This is a genomic window from Streptomyces sp. NPDC002309, from assembly GCF_053593375.1.
Window position 1 is genome coordinate 36,641 of sequence record NZ_JBSFCI010000018.1, and the last position, 14,723, is coordinate 51,363.

Below are 14,723 nucleotides of genomic sequence, written 5' to 3' on the forward strand. Positions count from 1 at the left end.
CCTCACGGGCAAACCCTGACTGACGCGGCGCCGGCCGGCTAGCCCAGGTAGAAGTCCCTGCGTGCGGCGACGAACACCTCGACCGACTGGGCGGGGATGCCCGTGACACGTTCGACGTCGCGGGTGGCCCGGTCGTAGCGGTTCTCGCGGTGCAGTCTGGCCATCGTGAGGATGTGCTGCTCGGTGTGGGGAGGCAGGCCCACCTTGGCGAGCACCTCGGCCCGCCACTGGTCCAGCGGCATGTCGACGTAGGACACCGGGCGCCCGAGGGCCTTGGAGAACTCCTCCGCCATGCCGGTCATGTCCATGGAGCGGGGCCCGGTCAGTTCGTAGACCTGGCCGATGTGCGCGGCGGGCTCGCGGAGCACGGTGGAGACGACCCGGGCGACGTCGGCCACCGCGATCGGCGAGGTGCGCCCGGTGCCGAAGGGCAGCACGAGGGTGCCGTTCTCGCGGATCGACCGTGCCGGCAGCACGGTGAACAGCGGGTTGTCCAGGAAGGCCGTCGGCCGGATGTGCACCACCGGAAGGCCGGACCAGTCGAACACCCGCTCGGCCAGCCAGTGCAACCGCTGCTGAGCCGATTCGGAGGTGCTGGTGGCCGTCATCTGCGACACGGTCATCTGCGACATGCCGACCAGTCCGTCCAGCCGGCCGTACTCGCGGGCGACGTCGGCCACCACGGTCGCCGCCAGCAGATGATCCGGCGACACGGGCATCGCGAAGTACATGCGTGCGACGCCCTCCAGCGCGGCCGCGACCTTCTCGGGCCGGGTCAGATCCCCTACGACGATCTCCGCGCCGAGCGCACGCAGCTCGTCCGCGCGCTCGTCCTCGCGGCGGACCATGGCGCGCACCGGAACGCCCTGGGCCCGCAGATTCTCCAGGACCGTACGGCCCACGCCACCGGTGTGTGCGATGAGTACGAGATTGCTGGTCGCCATGGAGCGATCTTCCCCTGATGTGCCGTGCCGGCGCCTGGCCACACGCGCGTGCGGGTGTACGGCGTCCGGGGTACGCCGGAAGCGCCTTGGCGTTTAGGAGCATGTGCTCTTACTGTGGAGGGGGAAGCCCTGGAGGAACTCATGACCCCTGCGCCGGCGAAGTCCGTCGATCCCTGCAACAACCTGGCCCTGCGCAAGGCGGCCCGCTACATCGGCGCGACCTACGACAAGGCCCTGGCCCCCGTCGGGCTGCGCGGCACGCAGCTGAGCATTCTGCAGAAGCTGAGCGTGCACGGCGAGGCGACCATCTCCGCCCTCGCCGAGATGATCGCCATGGACCGTACGACGATGGCCTCGAACCTCAAGCCGCTCGCACGGGAGGGCCTGGTCACCGTCGAGCCGTCGGCCTCGGACCGTCGCGCGCGGATCGTCACGATCACCTCGGACGGACGTTCCCGTCTGAAGGCGGCGCTGCCGCACTGGCAGTCCGTGCAGGACCAGTTCGAGGGCGCCTTCGGCGCCGAGCAGGCCGCCCTGCTGCGCGCGACCCTGGATGCCGTGCTGCACACCGGCCTCCACCCCTGGGCGGAGTAGCGGGGCCGGCGGCACGCATGCGGGCGGACCGCCGGGCGCGGAGTTCTCTCCGCGCCCGGCGGTCCGGTGACGTCCGTCAGGTCCGGCCGGCCGGTCAGCGGCCGGGGGCGCGCTGCGAGACCTCCTGGAGCACCCAGCCGTTGCCGTCCGGGTCGCTGAACGTGGCGAAGGAGCCGTAGGAGGCACGGTCGGGGTGCGGACCGGCCAGCCGCTCCTGGCCCGCACCGTCGTGGACGACGTCCCCGCCGGCGTGGCCGTGGTAGATGATGCCCTTCGCGTCGTGGAAGACCTCGCTCACCTCGATGCCCCGGGCCACGAGCTCCGCGCGGGCTTCCTGGATGTCGGCGACGATCAGGTAGAGACCCTGGGCCGAGCCCGGCGCGGCGGCGCTGATGCCCTTGCCGATCAGGATCGAGCACTCCGAGCCCGGCGGCGTGAAGTGTGCGACGTGCCAGTCCGCGCTGACGGCCTTCTCCAGGTCCAGACGGAAGCCCGCCGCCTCGTAGAAGGCCTTGGCGCGGTCGACGTCGGAGACGGGCAGCACAAGAAGTTCGAGCTTGAGATCCACGGGAATGTCCTTGCTTTCTTGCGGGAGTCGCATGGTGAGAAGCCGTCGGCACAGCCGACGACTCGAACACTTAGGAGCATATGCGCTCATTTACTCAAAGGCAAGGAGATGGCAAAGAAGACGGCAGGGGCAGCGGGAAGGTGGCCGGAGGCGATTGACAACGGGGCATCTACCTGCTGTTTTACGCTGCCGACGTGACGTGAAGGCGCACAACCTCACGCCACGGCATGTATCGCTTCGCAAACAATCGCAACGGCCGGCACCGTCGACGGCCACTCGTGCGCCCGAATCGCCCCGTGTGCGGCTCGCCGTCATGCTGGACGGGAGGGGGCCTCCCCGACCGGAAGGAGCGGCCATGAAGGCCGTACGGAGCCACGATCGGGACAGGGCAGTGGACGGTCTGGTCGTGGAAGAGGCGCCGTACCCGTATGTGGGCGAGGGTGACGTCGTCGTGCGGGTGCGCGCGGCCTCGTTCACGCCTGACGAGCTGACCTGGCCGGCCTCCTGGGTCGACCGCAGCGGCAGGGACCGTGCGCCCGTCGTCCCGGGGCACGAGGTCTCGGGCGAGGTCGCCGAGGTCGCGGTCGGCACCACCGGGCTCTCGGTCGGGCAGCGGGTCTTCGGGCTGACCGACTGGAACCGGGACGGCTCCCTCGCGGAGTACGTGGCGGTGGAGGCCCGGAATCTGGCCCCGCTCCCCGCCGGGATCGATCACGTGGAGGCGGCGGCGCTGCCGATGCCGGGACTCACCGCCTGGCAGGGCCTGTTCGTCCACGGGCGACTGGAGGCGGGCCAGAGCGTGCTGGTGCACGGCGCGGGCGGAGGCGTGGGGATGGCGGCGACGCAGCTGGCCCGGGACGCCGGGGCGCGCGTGATCGGGTCGGGGCGCGCGAGCGGCCGGGACCGGGTCCTCGAACTCGGCGCCGAGCAGTTCGTCGACCTCGAACGGCCGGGGTGGGAGGCGGCGGTAGGCCATGTCGACCTCGTCTTCGACGGCCTGGGCGGCGAGGTGCTGGACCGCTCGGCCGCCGTGGTCACCCCCGGCGGCACGCTCGTGAGCATCGCCCGGCCCCCGAACGTGCGGCCCGAGGACGGCCGGGCGCTCTACTTCATCGTCGAACCCGACCGCGGTCACCTCCTGGAGGTCCTTCGCAGGTACCGGGAGGGTCGGCTCCGTCCGCTGGTCGGTGCCGTTCACCCCTTGGACCGAGCACCCGAGGCGTTCCGCTCGAAGAAGGGAACGGTCGGCAAGACCGTCATCCAGGTCGCGTGAGCCACGCGGACGCGCGGGGGCCGCGCATCAGGGGGGAGCGGGATCGTCCTGTTCCACGCCCCCGACGAACGCTTCCTCGGTGCGGGCGACGCGGCCGGCCTCCTCGAACACCTCGACGACCTGCGCGGCGGGGACGACGACCGCGCCGGAGCGGTCCGCGAACACGTGGTCGCCCGGACGGACCGGCACGCCGGACACGACCACCGGTCGGTTGACCTCGTACGGCGTCACCACGTCACCGCCCCATTTCGCCGACTGTCCCCGGCAGTAGACGGCGAAGTCGTGGGTCGCGATCTCGACGAAGTCCCGCAGCCGGCCGTCCGCCAGGACGCCCGCGAGACCGTGTGCGGCCACCAGCGCGAGCTTCGATCCGCCGCCGAGCGACACATCGGGATGCCCGTTGCCGGCCAGGACGAGCACCCGCCCCTCGGCACCGTCCGCGACGGCCTCGGAGAACAGCCGGGTGAAGGTGTACCGCTCGGCCGGAAGTGCCTTCTCGCACGAGGGGAAGAACGAGATCGTCAGCGCGGGCCCCAGCAGGACCCGGCCCGGCGTCGGGCTCACCAGGCCGTCGATGTGACACCGGTGGCGGTGCATGCGCCCCATGGCATCGACGACGTCGGGGGTCCGCACGCGCGAGGCGAGTTCCTGCAGGCGGTCGGCATTGTCTGCCATCAGCGTCTCCCAAGCCGACGCGGGGCCCTCCCCCACCGCGGGCGGTCGGCCCGCGGTTCTCTCCGCCGCGTCGTGCGTACGTCGTCACACGGGTGTCGGGATCTTGAGGTAGTCCAGTCCTCCGGCGTCGAGCCAGGTCTCGGAGGGCGAGCGGACCAGACGCAGCAGGACTCCCTCGCAGCCGGGACAGCGCAGCACCGTCCCCGGACCGTCGAGGTAGGCGTGCGTCCGGGCGAGCATCGTCTGCTCTCCGCAGTTGCGGCATCGTCCCCAGGCCATGGTCATGTCGGTGCCGAACAGCGCCTGAAGGTCCCCGCCGGCGGCATTGCCGTCGAGGAAGCCGGGCGTCAGGGTCATAAGGACTCATCTCCCTTGCGTCGTACCGGCCGTCGCGCCTCCACCTCTCAGTATGAGTGCCCGGGTGCGGCGCGGCATCAGCCGAAGCGCTCCGTGCGGATGCGGTTCGGATGGTGGCCGAGGGCGACCAGCAGACCGGCCGCCTTCTCCACGAAGCCGGTGGAACCGCAGACGTAGCAGGTCGCCTCGAAGTCCGGTGGCCATCCCGCGCCGGACAGGTCCGAGGCCGTGAGGTGCCCGAGCGGCCGCCTCCAGTGGGGCGGGGCGGAGCGGGTGTAGAGGTAGCTCTTGTCCAGGCCCGGATCGTCCTGTCTCAACTCCGGGGCGAACAGCTGGTACTCGGGGCTGCGCACCGAGTAGACCAGCCGGAAGGGCGTACGGCTGCCGACCGCGCGTCGTGTGCGGATCATCGCCATCAGCGGCGCCAGCCCGGAGCCACCGGCGACCAGCAGGACCGGCTCGGTCTGCTCGGGCCGCCACACGAACCAGCCGCCGATCGGTCCCCGCAGTTCCAGCGCGGCACCCACGGGGAGACCCTCCGTCAGATACGGCGAGACCTCGCCGTCGTCGACGCGCTGAACGGTCAGCTCGACGCTCTCGCCGTCCGGTGCCGAGGACAGCGAGTAGCTGCGCTGCGTGCTGTAGCCGCCCTCCGCCGTGAGGCGCACATCGACGTGCTGCCCGGCCAGATGGCCCGGCCAGCCGGGCACCTCGAAGGCGAGCGTGCGCGCCACGCCGGACTCGACGCGCCGCTCGGTCAGCCGGGCCGTCCTCCAGGGCAGCCGGTCGCCTAGTCGCCTTGGTAGCGCTGCTCCCGCCATGGGTCCCCATAGTTGTGGTAGCCGACGCTCTCCCAGAAGCCGCGCTCCTCCTCGTCGAGCAGCTGGATGCCGCGGACCCACTTGGCGGACTTCCAGAAGTACAGATGCGGGACCAGCAGCCGGGCGGGGCCGCCGTGCTCCGGCGGGAGTTCGTCGCCGTCGTAGCGGTAGGCGATCCACGCCTGACCGTCGAGGAGGTCCTCCAGCGGCAGGTTGGTGGTGTAGTCGCCGTAGGAGTGCACCAGCGCGTACTCGGCGCCGGTCTCCACGTCCTCCAGGAGGACGTCCAGGGAGACCCCCTGCCACTGTGTGCCGAACTTGGACCACTTGGTGACGCAGTGCAGGTCGACGGTCGGCGTCTGGCTCGGCAGCGCCAGGAACTGTGTCCAGTCCCAGGTGTGCCGTGCGCCCGCCTCCGTGCGGATGGTGAATTCCCACGCGTCGAGGTCCACCGCGGGGGTCGGTCCCGTGGACAGGACGGGGAAGTCGGCGGTCTCGTACTGCCCGGGAGGCAGTTCGTGCCGCGCATCGCGCGCTCGCCCGTGGAAACCGGGTGAAATGATCGGCATACCGAGCCCCCATTCTGCTGCGTGGGCGTCTTCCATTGTCCAGGGGATCGCGCGGCGCAGCATCTCCACGGTGACGCGCCTCGCGTGCCGACCACCGTGCCCGGCCTCGGCCAGGACTTCGCCGTCGGACCCGAGGGCTAGGCTGGAAGCGTCGGCTGAGAAGGAAGTGCGATCACATGGGTGACGGGCGGACGGCTGGACGGGCCCAGCGTGTGGAGGATCTCCTCGGAGCCGAGTGGGAGACGCATCGCCCCGCGGTCTTCGGCGTCGCCTACCGGCTGCTGGGCAGCGTGGCCGATGCCGAGGACGTGACGCAGGACGTGTGGCTGCGGGCGGCGGGAGCGGATCTCCATGAGGTCGACGACCTGCGGGCCTGGCTGGTGACGGTGGCGGCGCGGCGGTCGTACGACATCCTCCGGAGCGCGCGCGTGCGGCGGGAGACCTACGTCGGGCCCTGGCTTCCGGAGCCGCTGCTGACGGGCCCGGACGCCGCCGAGCCCGTCCTGGTGGACGAGTCGGTCGGTTCGGCCATGCTTCTGATCATGGAGGAGCTGAGCCCTCCCGAGCGGGTGGCCTTCGTCCTGCACGACGTCTTCGGCGTCGCGTTCGGCCGCATCGCGGAGGTGCTCGACGTCTCCGCGCCGGGCGCCCGGCAACTGGCCTCGCGGGCGCGGCAGCGCGTGGCCAGGGCGAAGGAGTCCGCGCCACGGGCGTCCAAGGCGGAGCGTGAGCGGGTGCTCACGACGTTCCGTGCGGCGTACGAGGCCGGTGATCTCGCCGGTCTGGTCAGGCTTCTGCACCCGGACGCCGTCTTCGTCACCGACGGCGGGGGCGAGGTCGCCGCGGCACGCAAGCCCATCCACGGCGGTGAGCGGATCGCCGGTGTGATGGTGCGCCTGGTACGTCAGGGGCGCCCGGACCGCATCGACCTCGTCGAGGTCGGCGGCGAGCTCGCACTGGTGTTCCGCCGGCGGGACCGTGTCCACTCCGTCGACACGGCGCACATATCGGGCGGCCTGATCACGGCGTACCACCGGGTGCTCAACCCGGAGAAACTCACCTTCGTCTGAGCCGTCACATCCGGCGTGGCTGTCTCGTCTCCCTGGTGAGATCGTCGCCCGTGGTGCGTACCGCGGGACCGGCCACCCCAGCGAAGCGAAGGAACCATGACCGACAACCAGCGCGTCAACATCGGCAAGCAGCACCCCGCCCCCTACAAGGCCCTGCTCGCCCTCTCGACGGAGGCGGAGAGCGCCGCCGCCGCGGCGGGCCTCGACCCGCTCCTGGTCGAGCTGCTGAAGATCCGCACCTCGCAGATCAACGGCTGTGCCTTCTGCCTGCGCATGCACACGCGCGACTCGCTCAAGAAGGGCGAGAACCCCGACCGGATCGCCGTACTGCCCGCGTGGGCGGAGACCGACTACTTCTCCGACACCGACCGCGCGGCCCTGCTGCTCACCGAGTCGATCACGGGCGTGGCCGACGGACACGTGAGTGACGAGGACTACGAGGCCGCCGCGGCCGTCCTGACCGCGGAGCAGGTCTCGGCGGTGGCGTGGCTGGCGACGGTGATGAACGCCTTCAACCGCGTCGCGGTCACCAGCCGGTACCCCGTCCGGGGCTGACCTCCAAGCCGGGGCCCCGGCCTCGGGACCTGCCCGGGGCCCCGGCCTCGGGACCCGGCAGCACGCGCCACCGGCTCTACCCGCGGTACGCCTCCAGCAGGCGCAGCCACACCTCGCTGATCGTCGGGAACGGCGGAACGGCGTGCCACAGCCGTTCGACCGGTACCTCGCCGACGACCGCGATGGTCGCCGACTGGAGCAGTTCGGCGACGCCGGGTCCCACGAAGGTGACACCGAGCACCGTGCCGCGGTCCAGGTCGACCACCATGCGGGCCTTGCCGCGGAAGCCCTCCGCGTACTGGACGGCGCCGGCCACGCTCAGGAAGTCGTTGTCCACCACCTTGATCCGGTGCCCGGCGCGTTCCGCCTGCAGCGCGGTCCGGCCGACGTGCGCGACCTCGGGGTCGGAGAACACCACCTGGGGAACGGCCTCGCTGTCCGCGGTCGTGACATGGGCTCCCCACTTGGTCTCGTCGAGCGGTTCGCCGTGGACACGGGCCCCGATCACGGCACCCGCGATCCTGGCCTGGTACTTGCCCTGATGGGTCAGCAGGGCGCGGTGGTTGACGTCGCCGACGGCGTAGAGCCAGCCGTCCTGGACGGCGGTGACCCGGCAGGTGTCGTCGGCCCTCAGCCAGTCGCCGGGGGTGAGACCGACGGTCTCCAGGCCGAGGTCGTCCGTGCGGGGTGTCCGTCCGATCGCGAACAGGATCTCGTCGGCGACCAGTGGCTCCCCGTCGGCCAGGGTGATGCGCGCCTCGCCGTCCGGTCCGTCCGGCCGCGTCACGGACGTGACGGAGGTCCCGAAGCGGACGTCCACTCCCGCCTCGCGCAGCCCCTCCGTGACCAGCTCCCCGGCGAACGGCTCCCGGCCGGGGAGCAGGACCTCACCCCGGACCAGCTGGGTCACCTCGGCGCCCAGGGCCCGCCAGGCGGTGGCCATCTCGACGGCCACGACACCACCGCCGACGACTACGAGACGTCCCGGTACGGCGGCGGCGCTGGTGGCGTCGCGGCTGGTCCACACCCGTACCTCGTCCAGGCCGGGGAGGTCCGGCAGCGCGGCACCGGTGCCCGTGCAGACGGCGACCACGTGCCGCGCGGTCAGGCGCACGGTGTCGCCGTCGGTGGTGGTCACCACGACCTGACGGGGGCCGTCGAGGCGGCCGTGACCGCGCACGATGTCGACGGAGACCGAGTTCAGCCACGCGACCTGGTCCTCGTCCTGCCAGTGGAAGACGATGTCGTCGCGGTGGGCCAGGACCGCCGGCACGTCCAGCGGCCCGGCCACCAGCTTCCTCAGCCCCGGCACCCGGCGCGCGTCCGCACGCGCCAGCACCGGGCGCAGCAGCGCCTTGCTGGGCTCGCACGCCCAGTAGGAGCATTCGCCACCGAGCAGCTCGCTCTCCACGATCACTGTGCTGAGCCCGGCCGCCTTGGTCCGGTCGGCCACGTTCTCACCGACGGGACCCGCGCCGATGACGACGACGTCGTAGGTACGGGAGGTGTCGTCCACTGCTGCTCCTGCGTCTGTGCTGCCGCTTTCGCGGGTCCGTGTCACGGGGCGGATGCCGCCGCGTCACCGTCCGGGAAGCCGGGTCGTGACTTCCTGGAGCACCCAGCCGTTGCCGTCCGGGTCGCTGAACGAGGCGAACGAGCCGTAACTCGCGCGTTCGGGCTGCGGGCCGTCGACGCGGTCCTTCTCCCCGGCGTGGTGGAAGACACCGCCGGCGTCGTGGAACACCTCGCTGATGTCGACTCCCCGCGCGCGGAGTTCGGCCCGGGCCGCCTCGATGTCGTCGACGATCAGATGCAGCCCTTCGACCGAGCCCGGTGCCGCGTCGGACACCCCGTCGCCGAAGAGGATCGAGCACTGCGATCCCGGGGGCGTCAGATGCACCACCCGGAACCCCTCGTCGTCCGCGTAGTCGACGTCCATACGGAAACCGAGGCCCTCGTAGAAGGACTTGGCCCGGTCGATGTCGGCGACGGGCAGTACGACGACTTCGAGCTTGAGATCCATCTGGTCATCACCTTCCATGGGGCACCGGCTCGTTGGACTACCGGCCCGGTGCCGGCGACTCCGCCGGGGGAACCTCGGCCTGACCGTCCGTCCGGGGTGAACGCCCGCCTCCCGCCGGCGCGCCTCCTATGTCTCCAGGTCGAGACGCACGACCGCGCCGATCTCGATGAGCTGCTCGGGCAGCGCCAGTGCGACCACGCCCATCGCGGTGCTGGTGGGGCGGTGCTCGGCGAAGTACTCCGCGTGCAGGCGGGCCAGCGACGCGAAGTTCTCCCGCATGTCGATGATCAGCGCGGTGGACTCGACGACCTGGTTGCGGGTGGCCCCGAACTGGTCGAGCACCTTGTCGAGGTTGGCGAACGTGGTCCTGGTCTGGAGCTCGAAGTCGCCGGCGCCGACGAAGGCACCGTCGGCGTCGTGCGACACCTGTCCGGAGATGTACAGGGTCTCCCCTGCCTGCAGTGCCTGGCTGTAGCCGAAGAGGGACTCCCACGGCACACCGAAGCCGAACTTCCGAGCCTGGACAGTCATTGTCTCTCCATCGATCCAGGACCCGTCGCGACATCGATCCAGGACCTGCCGCGACACGATGAGGCGCAATTCGCTCGATCAGGCCATTTCGAGCGTAGCAACATGTATCGCCGGGTGCCTTCCGGCGAGGGGCGGCCCGCCCACGCACCGGGGCGGCAGGGCCGCCGGTGCCGTCAACCGTCGAAAAGCACGCCCGGGTTGAGGATTCCGCCAGGGTCCAGGGTGCGCTTGACGGCACTCAGGGCCCGGGCGAAGGGCTCGGGGCGCTGGAGGTCGTACTGGGGGCGGTGGTCGCGGCCCACGGCGTGGTGGTGGGTGATGGTGGCGCGGTGGCGGTGCAGGACGTCGCCCGCAACGGCCTTCAGGTCGTCCCAGATCGCCACCTCGTCACCGGGTCGCGCACCGGCGATCACGGTGAAGTAGGGGGCCGCGCCATCGGGGTAGACATGGGTGAGACGGCAGTTGACGAGCGCGGGGTGCCCCGTCGCCTTGTGCGCGGCGGCGCCGACCTCGGTGCGGACCGCGTCGATCAGCGCGGGCAGCCGGTCCCATGTGGTGGCCGTCTCGAAGGTCTCGGCGACGGCGCCCATCCGGGCCAGCCCGTCCCGGAGGTAGGGCATGCGCAGGAAGGCGGAGCGCCAGGCGCCGACCGCCCCGTCGGCGGACGTGCCCCGGCCGGACGCGTCCTCCTCGGCCCGGCCGCCGTGGGCGCGGGCCAGGTCCAGCGCCTGGGTGAGGCGGTCCTCCACGGGGCCGGTCGAGGACTCGAATCCGAGGACGAGCACGGCGCTGCCGTCCTGGGCCGCGCCCGAGAGCGCGGCCTCTCCCGCGTCGAGCAGCCGGCAGTTGGCGGGTGCGAGGTCGGACCGGGCGAGGGCGCGCACCGCGAGGAGCGCCGCGTCGAAGCCCGTGAAGGACACCGAGGCGGACGCCCTGTGGCGCGGGCGGTCCTGCACCCGCATCCACGCCTCGGTGATCACGCCCAGGGACCCCTCGGACCCGAGGAAGAGGCGGTCCGGTGAGGGACCCGCGCCGGACGCGGGAAGGCGCCAGGAGGCGCCGGCGCCGGCCGGGGTGACCACGTTGAGCGACTGCGTGAAGTCGTCGATGCGGGTCCGGCCCGTGGCGTAGTGCCCGCCCGCCCGGGTGGCCAGCCAGCCGCCGAGGGTGGAGAACTCGAAGCTCTGCGGGAAGTGGCGCAATGTCAGCCCGTGCGGCCGGAGCTGGTTCTCCAGCTCCGGGCCGAGGACACCGGCCTGGACCCGCGCGGCGCGGCTGTCGGTGTCGATCTCCAGGACCCGGTCCATGGCGGTCAGGTCCAGTGACAGCACCGCGTGGTGGGCGTCGCCCCGGTACTCGACACCGCCGACGACCGAGGAGCCGCCGCCGTAGGGGACGACGGCCACCTGGCGCTCGCCGGCCCACTCCAGCAGGTCGGCCACGTCCTGGTCGCACACCGGATGGGCGACCAGGTCGGGAATCCGGCCCGGCCGGCCGCGCAGGGCGCGCGCGACATCGCGGTACGCCTTGCCCATGGCATGCGCGGCGCGCGCCTCGGGGGCGTACGTCACCAAGTGGCCGAGACTGCCCGGCACTTCGGCGGCGGGCGGGCCGATGCGCAGGTCGGCGACCCGGGGCAGGGGCAGCGGCCGGGCCAGGGTGCCGGGCACGAGGGCACCCAGCGCGACGCACTCCGCGTCGTCGGGGTGGGCGTCGGCCCACCCCCATCCCCACCAGGAACGCTCTCGGGACGTGCGCGCCGCGGCGTCGACGGACATGGGCCGGCTCCTTCATCGAATTTACCTGGAGGTAAATTACCTAGTGGTAAATTACTCGCATGGCAACCCCCTCGACCCGGGCGGGCACGAAAGGCGTTCCGCGGGTCCGGCGCGAACGGCAGATCCTCGCCGCGGCCACGGAGGAGTTCGGCCGCCGCGGTTACGAGGGCACCTCGCTCGCGGCGGTCGCGGCGCGCGTCGGTGTCACCAAGACACTGCTGCACCAGTACTTCGGCACCAAGCAGGATCTGTACCTCGCGTGCCTGGTCCCGGTCGGCGACCGGATCCTGTCGGCGATCCGGACGGCCATGGAGGACCCCGCGGACGGAGCCGTGCCGGAGGACGGTACCCAGGACCGGGGCCGCGGGACCGCGCCGCCGGCGCCCACCGCGCTGCGGGTCCTGCACGGCCTCTTCTCCGCGCTGGAGGAACAGCGGGAGGCATGGTTCGTCCTGTACGACACCTCGCTGCCCGCCGACAGCGAGGCCGCCCGCCACGCGCGGCGCTACCGGGCCGCCGTCGACGAGTGCGCGGCACGGGGCACCGCCGACGTCCTGCCGGCCGCCGAGCCCTTCGACGCCCTGGACGCCGACGCCCTGCGCCACGCGTGGCAGGGTGTGGCCACAGCCCTTGTCCGCTGGTGGATCAACCACCCCGAGGAGTCCGCCGACGCCATGACGGAACGCTGCGCCCGCCTGTTCGCCGTGGCCCGGGACGCACTGGTCGCAGCCGACTGAAGCCGGATAATCGGTTGCCCGTCAGGCCACCGCTCAGCATCGTGGGCACCATGAGCGACCAGCCAGAGCGATGGACCAAGGCCACCGTCCACTCCGACATGTGGGTGGATCCCCACGAGGATCCCCGCAACAATGAGGGGGCAAGCCCCGACGGCGAGTTGGCGACCCTCCGGGACTTCCTCGACGGCTATCGCATGACCCTGCGGATGAAGTGCGACGGACTGGGTCCGCGGGACCTGACACGCCGTTCGGTGCCGCCGTCGACCATGTCCCTGCTGGGGCTGGTCCGTCATCTCGCCGAGGTGGAGCGGGACTGGCGCAACTGGATCCGCCCGGAGGACCCGGAACCGAGACTGTACGGTGGCCGCGACTCCGACTTCGACGGCGCCGTGGCGGAACAGGCCCTGGTGGACGGCGCGTTCGCGGATCTCGCTCGCGAACAGGCGGCGACCGACGCGGCGTTGCTCGACCACACGGATCTGGGCACGCGGGTGGGCAAGGACGGCACCGCCGTCCGTGAACTGTGGGTGCACCGCGTCGAGGAGTACGCCCGCCACTGCGGGCACGCCGATCTGCTGCGCGAGTGCGTCGACGGCCGGGTGGGCCAGTAGGCGCACGGCGGTCCGGACGACACCGGCACCGCGTCGCTCACACCTCCTCCGGCACCGGCCGCCGCAGCAGATAGGCGGCGGCCGACGAGACGAGTACGGCCATGCACCCGATGAACACGAGCCCCGCGCCTTCCAGGCCGATCGGCTCCGTCAGCGCTCCCACGCCGATCACCGGCACCGAGATGCCCGCGTAGGCCACCACGAACAGGGTGGACATCACCGCCGCGTGCCGGTCCTCGGGAGACGCCTGGGCCACCGCGGCCAGCGCCGCGCGGAACGTCAGCCCCTGCCCGCCTCCGCCGACGAGCGCGCTGAGCACGACGAGCGCCAGCAGATCCCAGTACAGCGCTCCCGCGAGCAGCGCCAGACCGGCGAGGAGTCCGGCGCACCCCAGCGGCAGCGACCGGCGCACCCCGATCCGGCCGACGGCCAGTTGCCCGCCCGTCGAGGCGAAGAAGGCCAGTGCGACGACCAGCCCGCTCACGGCGTGGTCGCGCACGTCCAGCGACTCGGCCAGGAACGCGGGACTGACCGAGGTGAAGACCCCGAACAGCGCGAACCCCACGAACGAGGCGATGGCCGCCGGCCCGAACACCGCCCGCACCTGCACGGGCAGAGCGGGCGCGTGCGGCCGTACGGACCGCAGCGGCATACGTTCGCCGACGGTCTCCGGAAGGCGCAGCAGGACGGCGAACGAGACGGCGACCAGGGCGAGGTGGGCGACGAAGGGCAGGTACAGGGGCCAGGGGGCGTACTCCGCCAGCACACCGGCCAGGAGCGGACCGCAGCCGAGCCCTCCCATGTTGGCGGCCGTCGCGACGAAGGTGGCCCGCGAGGTGCCGCCGTACGGTGCGAGCTCCATCACGTAGGCCGAGACGGCCCCGGTGAGGAGCCCCGCGGACACTCCCGACAGCAGCCGCCCCGCGTACAGCCAGCCCAGTTCGGTGGCACACAGGAAGCACACCGCGCTCGCCGCCCCGGCTCCCAGGCCCCACTGGACCACCACGCGCCGGCCCACGGCGTCGGAGGCGTTGCCGGCCAGCAGCAGGACGCCGATGACCCCGAAGGCGTACAGGGCGTACACGACGGTCACCGTGAACTCGGAGAAGCCGAACTTCTCCTGGTAGAGGGGGTACAGCGGGGTCGGCAGCGTGGTGCCGGCCATGCCCACGGCGAACACCGCCCCAGCGAGCACACACTCACGCCACCCTCGGCGAACGCCGTCCATGTCGCCGACGGTAACCGCGCGTGCACCGGAACCGTCCGAACGGCACGCCACCCGGGCCGCGGTCGCACGTCGGGCGTCCGGGAGCCGCCGGGCTGCGGTCGCGACAGGAGCGGCCGACAATGGTGAGCGGGTCGCCTGCGCGCCCGTCCTGACACCGCGGCGCCGCCCGAGAGGAGCGTGCCCATGCGCGCTGAGTCGTCACCGGCCGCGCGCACGGGGGCGCTTACCGCGGCCGCCGTCCCCCGAGACACGGCGCCGTCCGATCCGCGCGCTCCCCTCCCCCGAGACGCGACGCCACCCGGCCCACGCACTCCACTCCCCCGAAGCGCGACGCCGTTCGGTGCGCGTGCTCTGCTCCCCCGAGACGCGACGCCACCCGGCCCGCGCGC

General features: G+C 72.1%; 17 protein-coding genes. 6 read left to right on the plus strand and 11 right to left on the minus strand.

Features of this window, described 5'->3' with window-relative positions; genetic code table 11:
- Positions 1 to 38: 38 nt before the first annotated feature.
- The gene (locus ACWCPM_RS16975; RefSeq protein WP_450976956.1) at positions 39 to 944 is read right to left on the minus strand and encodes an NmrA family NAD(P)-binding protein; all 906 of its coding nucleotides are present in this window, start codon (positions 942 to 944) and stop codon (positions 39 to 41) included.
- 141 nt (positions 945 to 1,085) lie between these two features.
- Between ACWCPM_RS16975 and ACWCPM_RS16980 the strand changes: the two genes are divergently transcribed.
- The gene (locus ACWCPM_RS16980) at positions 1,086 to 1,538 is read left to right on the plus strand and encodes a MarR family winged helix-turn-helix transcriptional regulator (RefSeq protein ID WP_450976957.1); all 453 of its coding nucleotides are present in this window, start codon (positions 1,086 to 1,088) and stop codon (positions 1,536 to 1,538) included.
- A 94-nt stretch (positions 1,539 to 1,632) separates the two neighbouring features.
- Here the strand turns inward: ACWCPM_RS16980 and ACWCPM_RS16985 are convergent, their stop codons facing one another.
- Positions 1,633 to 2,106 (minus strand): VOC family protein, encoded by a 474-nt coding sequence (locus ACWCPM_RS16985; RefSeq protein WP_450976958.1) that lies wholly within the window; start codon positions 2,104 to 2,106, stop codon positions 1,633 to 1,635.
- A 355-nt stretch (positions 2,107 to 2,461) separates the two neighbouring features.
- On the opposite strand from ACWCPM_RS16985, the gene ACWCPM_RS16990 reads away from it, so the two are divergent.
- The gene (locus tag ACWCPM_RS16990; RefSeq protein WP_450976959.1) at positions 2,462 to 3,379 is read left to right on the plus strand and encodes an NADP-dependent oxidoreductase; all 918 of its coding nucleotides are present in this window, start codon (positions 2,462 to 2,464) and stop codon (positions 3,377 to 3,379) included.
- A 27-nt stretch (positions 3,380 to 3,406) separates the two neighbouring features.
- Here ACWCPM_RS16990 and ACWCPM_RS16995 read toward each other — a convergent pair whose 3' ends face one another.
- The 4 genes from ACWCPM_RS16995 to ACWCPM_RS17010 form a co-directional block, all read right to left on the minus strand.
- Positions 3,407 to 4,054, minus strand: coding sequence for an RraA family protein (locus ACWCPM_RS16995; protein WP_450976960.1), 648 nt, complete (start codon positions 4,052 to 4,054; stop codon positions 3,407 to 3,409).
- 84 nt (positions 4,055 to 4,138) lie between these two features.
- A complete protein-coding gene (locus tag ACWCPM_RS17000; protein WP_450976961.1) occupies positions 4,139 to 4,411 on the minus strand; it encodes a DUF6510 family protein in 273 nt (90 codons plus the stop codon).
- Between the two features lie 77 nt (positions 4,412 to 4,488).
- On the minus strand, positions 4,489 to 5,232 hold the full coding sequence (locus tag ACWCPM_RS17005) for a ferredoxin reductase (protein WP_450976962.1): 744 nt from the start codon (positions 5,230 to 5,232) through the stop codon (positions 4,489 to 4,491).
- A complete protein-coding gene (locus tag ACWCPM_RS17010; RefSeq protein WP_450976963.1) occupies positions 5,202 to 5,801 on the minus strand; it encodes a sulfite oxidase-like oxidoreductase in 600 nt (199 codons plus the stop codon). Before ACWCPM_RS17010 ends, ACWCPM_RS17005 begins: the two co-directional genes overlap by 31 nt.
- A gap of 176 nt (positions 5,802 to 5,977) precedes the next feature.
- Here ACWCPM_RS17010 and sigJ point away from each other — a divergent pair, with 176 nt between their 5' ends.
- Together sigJ and ACWCPM_RS17020 are read left to right on the plus strand one after the other, a co-directional pair.
- Positions 5,978 to 6,871, plus strand: a complete 894-nt coding sequence (gene sigJ, locus ACWCPM_RS17015; protein ID WP_450976964.1) for an RNA polymerase sigma factor SigJ — start codon at positions 5,978 to 5,980, stop codon at positions 6,869 to 6,871.
- Positions 6,872 to 6,967: 96 nt separating this feature from the next.
- A complete protein-coding gene (locus ACWCPM_RS17020) occupies positions 6,968 to 7,426 on the plus strand; it encodes a carboxymuconolactone decarboxylase family protein (RefSeq protein WP_450976965.1) in 459 nt (152 codons plus the stop codon).
- 76 nt (positions 7,427 to 7,502) lie between these two features.
- On the opposite strand, the gene ACWCPM_RS17025 is transcribed toward ACWCPM_RS17020, so the two are convergent.
- The 4 genes from ACWCPM_RS17025 to ACWCPM_RS17040 form a co-directional block, all read right to left on the minus strand.
- The gene (locus ACWCPM_RS17025; protein ID WP_450976966.1) at positions 7,503 to 8,942 is read right to left on the minus strand and encodes a dihydrolipoyl dehydrogenase family protein; all 1,440 of its coding nucleotides are present in this window, start codon (positions 8,940 to 8,942) and stop codon (positions 7,503 to 7,505) included.
- 63 nt (positions 8,943 to 9,005) lie between these two features.
- On the minus strand, positions 9,006 to 9,449 hold the full coding sequence (locus ACWCPM_RS17030; protein WP_450976967.1) for a VOC family protein: 444 nt from the start codon (positions 9,447 to 9,449) through the stop codon (positions 9,006 to 9,008).
- A gap of 126 nt (positions 9,450 to 9,575) precedes the next feature.
- Positions 9,576 to 9,980, minus strand: coding sequence for a RidA family protein (locus ACWCPM_RS17035; RefSeq protein WP_450976968.1), 405 nt, complete (start codon positions 9,978 to 9,980; stop codon positions 9,576 to 9,578).
- 173 nt (positions 9,981 to 10,153) lie between these two features.
- Positions 10,154 to 11,758, minus strand: coding sequence for an FAD-binding oxidoreductase (locus ACWCPM_RS17040; protein WP_450976969.1), 1,605 nt, complete (start codon positions 11,756 to 11,758; stop codon positions 10,154 to 10,156).
- 59 nt (positions 11,759 to 11,817) lie between these two features.
- Here ACWCPM_RS17040 and ACWCPM_RS17045 point away from each other — a divergent pair, with 59 nt between their 5' ends.
- The gene (locus ACWCPM_RS17045) at positions 11,818 to 12,495 is read left to right on the plus strand and encodes a TetR/AcrR family transcriptional regulator (RefSeq protein ID WP_450976970.1); all 678 of its coding nucleotides are present in this window, start codon (positions 11,818 to 11,820) and stop codon (positions 12,493 to 12,495) included.
- Positions 12,496 to 12,545: 50 nt separating this feature from the next.
- Positions 12,546 to 13,106, plus strand: coding sequence for a DinB family protein (locus ACWCPM_RS17050; protein ID WP_450976971.1), 561 nt, complete (start codon positions 12,546 to 12,548; stop codon positions 13,104 to 13,106).
- Positions 13,107 to 13,143: 37 nt separating this feature from the next.
- Here ACWCPM_RS17050 and ACWCPM_RS17055 read toward each other — a convergent pair whose 3' ends face one another.
- Entirely contained in the window at positions 13,144 to 14,334 is a 1,191-nt protein-coding gene (locus ACWCPM_RS17055; RefSeq protein ID WP_450976972.1) for an MFS transporter, read from the minus strand.
- Positions 14,335 to 14,723: the final 389 nt, after the last annotated feature.